6 protein-coding genes are annotated in these 3207 nt (G+C 67.1%); all 6 read right to left on the bottom strand.

The genetic code is table 11. The features are described 5' to 3' along the window. On the bottom strand, positions 1 to 309 hold a 309-nt coding region (locus CF8_RS23410), incomplete at its 3' end, for a hypothetical protein (RefSeq protein WP_232211553.1). Between the two features lie 191 nt (positions 310 to 500). Continuing rightward, on the bottom strand, positions 501 to 818 hold the full coding sequence (locus tag CF8_RS20520) for a hypothetical protein (protein WP_010834982.1): 318 nt from the start codon (positions 816 to 818) through the stop codon (positions 501 to 503). Further along, positions 818 to 1072: a hypothetical protein gene (locus tag CF8_RS20515; RefSeq protein ID WP_010834981.1), complete on the bottom strand. Its 255-nt coding sequence runs from the start codon at positions 1070 to 1072 to the stop codon at positions 818 to 820. The genes CF8_RS20520 and CF8_RS20515 overlap by 1 nt, the downstream gene beginning before the upstream one ends. A gap of 53 nt (positions 1073 to 1125) precedes the next feature. Continuing rightward, positions 1126 to 1836, bottom strand: coding sequence for an RES domain-containing protein (locus tag CF8_RS20510; RefSeq protein ID WP_051204296.1), 711 nt, complete (start codon positions 1834 to 1836; stop codon positions 1126 to 1128). An 8-nt stretch (positions 1837 to 1844) separates the two neighbouring features. Then, a complete protein-coding gene (locus CF8_RS20505) occupies positions 1845 to 2246 on the bottom strand; it encodes a hypothetical protein (protein WP_010834979.1) in 402 nt (133 codons plus the stop codon). A gap of 179 nt (positions 2247 to 2425) precedes the next feature. Next, positions 2426 to 2605 (bottom strand): helix-turn-helix domain-containing protein, encoded by a 180-nt coding sequence (locus tag CF8_RS23760; RefSeq protein WP_036491718.1) that lies wholly within the window; start codon positions 2603 to 2605, stop codon positions 2426 to 2428. Positions 2606 to 3207 lie beyond the last annotated feature (602 nt).

Genomic DNA, 3207 nt, shown 5'->3' with positions numbered 1-3207 from the left:
GGCCGCGTCTGCCGCGTGCTGGGTGATCCCCGCCGGCACCGGCTTGCCAGTCCCCGATACGAAGGCCTCCCACACGAACAGATCCGCATCCCCTGCCAGCCACAATTCGGGACGGGTCGTGCACCGCAGCGTGGGGATACCGGAACCGATGCGCTCGAGCAACCACGCCATCTGCACCAGGCCCGTAGCCAGGGCACCGCTGCCGGCGCCAGCCGACCAGGGCCTCGAGTGACCATCGACGGTCTCACCCTGGCGGGCGCGCCCCAGGGTCATCCACCCGTCCAGCCCGACAGGGCTGACGGGAACCATCAGGGGAGCCTCGAACCCGAGGGCTACTGGCACGCCGGAGCACAGTGCATCCAGTACGGCCACCGCCGAGCCCTCGGGGTTCCGCCCACCTTCCCCGACTGGACGACGACCCGGGAGATCCAGGCCGGCCCAGGCGAAGTTGGAGCGGACTGAGCCGACGTCGACTGCGACCACGCGCGCCTTCAGCGAGCTCACGCGCTATCGCTCGACGAGCCTCGCGGGTACTCGACGCCGAAGTGGTCCGCGATGAGAGCGGTCGTCTCACAGCCCCAGCTCGAGCGGCGATCCATGGGATCCGGGTCGTCATCGAGCGAGTCGCACACGCCCGTGCCGGCCCCGCAGTCGCGGTGTAGTGCCAGGAGCTTGCGGGCGAGCGGGTCGTTGATCGTGTTGAGACGACGCATCGCGTCCACCCACCGAGAGACTGGTGTGGGGGAGTCGTCGACCTCGTGCACGACGTCCATGCGCCATGCCGCGCTGGCCTCCTCGTCGTACTCGTAGCGGGTCATCAGCGCATCCCGAAGAACGAGGTGATCCGGTCGACCTGCTTCTGGTCCAGCAGCGCCGGCCGACAGGCCCCGTAGGCGTTGGTCAGGTCGATGACGAGCTGTCGGGTCTGGTCGAGGCTGAGGTCGATGGTCGCCGTCTCGCCGTCGGTGCTGGTCACTTTGAGGTCGACGCGCTGGACGTCCTCATCGACGTAGCGGGCATGAGCCCCGATCTTCTTGGCACTGACGGCCTCGCTGCGCTTGAAGAATCCCACGGTTGAATCGTGGCACGCCGGCCCCCGGCGCAGGGGTGGAATGGCTGGCGAGCTCAGTGGGTTGACCAGGTGAGGCCGAGGATCCGGAGAGCCTCCTGGACGTCGGGGTGCTCAGGGGAGAGCGCGTGGTGCTCGATCGCGTCGAGGGTAGAGCTGACCGCGGGGTCCTCGGCGCGCTCGAACACGGCCCACAGGGCGAGGTCGTCGCCGTGTCTGGAGGCGAAGGTGACGCCGTCGAGTTCGGTGCTGGCGTGCAGGTAGGTGGCCACGGACTGGGTGAGTGCCCTCGGGCGTCCGTCCTTGAGTGCGGCCGCGTCGAAGTCGTGCAGGTTCAGCAGGTGAGCGAGGGCGACGAACTGCGGCCGCAGTGCCGCGATGGACTCGGCCGCCGTGACGGCGCAGAAGCGGCCGGTCAGCGTGGCGCTGGCAGCTGACCTGGGCTCCAGCCACGAGAAGGAGATCTCGCCGGCCCGGGCGGTCGGATGCGCGGCGGCGTCCTCGGCGTCCTCCACGATGTCATCGAGCTCGAGCGCGAGCGTCGGGTCCGGCCGGAAGCCGGCGAGGACCTCGAGCAGGCAGGCTAGCAGGGTGGAGCCGGCGTAGATGGTGCGGAAGTTGCCCTGCCGGTCGTCCCATCGACCGTGAAACCGTCCATCGGTGCCGGCCCACTCCCAACCCGACCAGACCCAGGGCTCCGGCTTGAAGCCGACCCGCCAGACCTCCTCGGCCGCGTCAACGACGACCAGTTGGGATGCCTCAGCCACCGGCGACGTCATCCGGCAGCGGCGAACGCGCGCGCGGCCGCCAGGATGCTGGGGCCGACCTGCTCGAGGTCGCCTTCACGCAGAAGCCGCGCCGGCGCGACGTCGTCGAGCCGCGGATTCATGCCCTGGAACCACGCCTGGACGACCGCCGCGGAGTCCTTGCCGCGCAGCAGCGCCGCGATCCGGTAAGCCATCCGCAGCCGGTTGACCACGTCGGTCGACGGCGTGCGCGCGTCATCGACGTCGGCCCACTGTCGGACCGCTCGGGTCTCCTGGACCGAACCCAGGTAGGCGACCAGTTTGGCGCCGAGCAGGTCGCGCAGCCGCTCGACGAGTTCCGGCGTGGCCAGCCGCACCGACTCTTCGTAGGCGCGCAGGTCGCCGCGGGCGATGGTCGACTGAGTGCTCATACCTGCAGTGTGCCACGTGCCGCACCCCGATCCAATGCCTAATCCCGTATTTCATCACACCCTAAATCACATCACCGATAGCATCGGTTGTGTCAACCCCTAGGGTGCCGCATGAACTAGACGAGTCAACAGGACACACTCCGCTCCACCGCCCCGGGCGGCGACGAAGCGCCGCATCTTCAGGACGCGGACGCAAGAGAGTCGATGTAGCGCTCTAGATCCGCCTTTCGGACAAGACGGGTGCGATCGATGTGAACCGATCGCAACTCGCCGGACTTGAAGAGTTCATAGACCTTGGATCGGCTGATGCTGAGGTACTCGGCAACCTCTGGGACTCGGTAGAGCAGTTTGTCCGGCATGGTGTTCCTCCGTGGACATTGTGGTTCTGACAGTCACCTAAGGAAGATCGAGCAGCGGGGCCGATCATGCGGGGCCAACCAATCTCTGGACGTGCTCCGCGATATATGAAGAGACGACCCCTGGCTGAGTCCTGACGGGAAACCTCGGCTCTTGTGCATCGTCTGTGTCTGGGCGTGCCCATGCCGTCCATGACGGACCTCACGTCGCACCGCCCGCGAGGAACCAGACGAGTCTCTGTGTCGCAAGCGCATGGACTCACGCCTGGAAGTCGATCCCGCTCTCGGCGACGGGCCAGACGTGGGCCGACAGCTATCCGAGATGAGGGTCCGGGCAGTCGCGAAGAGAAGTCAATCTCCCTGGATCGCTGGCGCTGACGTTCTGGGCACTCGTGGTCGAAAGGTCGTTGCACTGATATCGCCGCGGGTCGCGTCGTGCCCGGAGTCGCGAAGAGCTCCTGCTTTTCGACTCGACCGCAGCGCGTCGGCTCGAGAACGACACCGCTCGCGAGATCCAGAGTCGTGTTAGCAGCCTGTGAAGGCCTTCCGCGCCCCCAACGTTCCATGCCAATGGCTGAGTTGAGTCCCCGATAGTGGTGTAGTGC

Source organism: Nocardioides sp. CF8 (assembly GCF_000389985.1).
Lineage (GTDB): Bacteria > Actinomycetota > Actinomycetes > Propionibacteriales > Nocardioidaceae > Nocardioides > Nocardioides allogilvus.
Note: the sequence above shows the minus strand (reverse complement) of the source record. Positions and strands in the feature narration are given on the sequence as shown.

Bases quoted from the DNA above. Each gene is read 5' to 3' on its own strand.
- CF8_RS20520 (WP_010834982.1), bottom strand. From the start codon at position 818: ATGACCCGCTACGAGTACGACGAGGAGGCCAGCGCGGCATGGCGCATG.
- CF8_RS20505 (WP_010834979.1), bottom strand. From the start codon at position 2,246: ATGAGCACTCAGTCGACCATCGCCCGCGGCGACCTGCGCGCCTACGAA.
- CF8_RS23760 (WP_036491718.1), bottom strand. From the start codon at position 2,605: ATGCCGGACAAACTGCTCTACCGAGTCCCAGAGGTTGCCGAGTACCTC.